This is a genomic window from Prevotella illustrans, assembly GCF_017426725.1.
In the GTDB taxonomy this organism is placed as follows: domain Bacteria; phylum Bacteroidota; class Bacteroidia; order Bacteroidales; family Bacteroidaceae; genus Prevotella; species Prevotella illustrans.
The window spans coordinates 1-556 of sequence record NZ_JAERMS010000093.1 but is presented as its reverse complement, the minus strand read 5'-3'; the positions used below and the strand labels follow the sequence as shown (position 1 = coordinate 556).

Below are 556 nucleotides of genomic sequence, written 5' to 3'. Positions count from 1 at the left end.
AGGCAATTCCGAAAGGATATCTATGCTATTTAAGTTTTACCGGACAGCAATAAATATGATTATAACTTAATTCCTCTTTGTTCTCTCTCAATCTTCCAGCCATACCGACCTTCTGCGACATCGCCAACCTCTTTGAGTGCATGGCGATGTCTGATTTCATCAAAGGGTTGCAGGTGTTCCGCATAACCACAGAGTCATGTACCGACAGCCTTCTGCTGCTCGGTGGTTCTCCCATATTCTTGCATAACGCTCTTGATGTCGGCGGCTTCGGATGGGGCGAAGATTGACTTGTGCTTTTCCGTACCGAAATGGATAATTGCATCAATGGCTCGTTTGAAGACTTCACTTGCTTTATAGAGGATGTCTGTGAAGATGTTCAGAATATCCGGGCTCGTTTTCAGCGCACCTTGTAACAGTCGGATGGTTTTGTCCTTTTCCGCAGTAGCTTGGCTCACCGTAAGGCTGATGCGACGCTGCTCTCCGGTCTTCTGCTCCTGAAGCTGTAAAAGTTGGTAATCTCGCTTATTCTTCGTAACTTTATAGTTGAAAATCAAAT

At 45.1% G+C, this 556-nt stretch carries 1 pseudogene; it reads right to left on the bottom strand.

From position 1 onward, the window contains the following. Positions 1-59: 59 nt before the first annotated feature. Positions 60-556, bottom strand: a pseudogene (locus JHU38_RS12295) (mobilization protein); the annotation flags it as partial.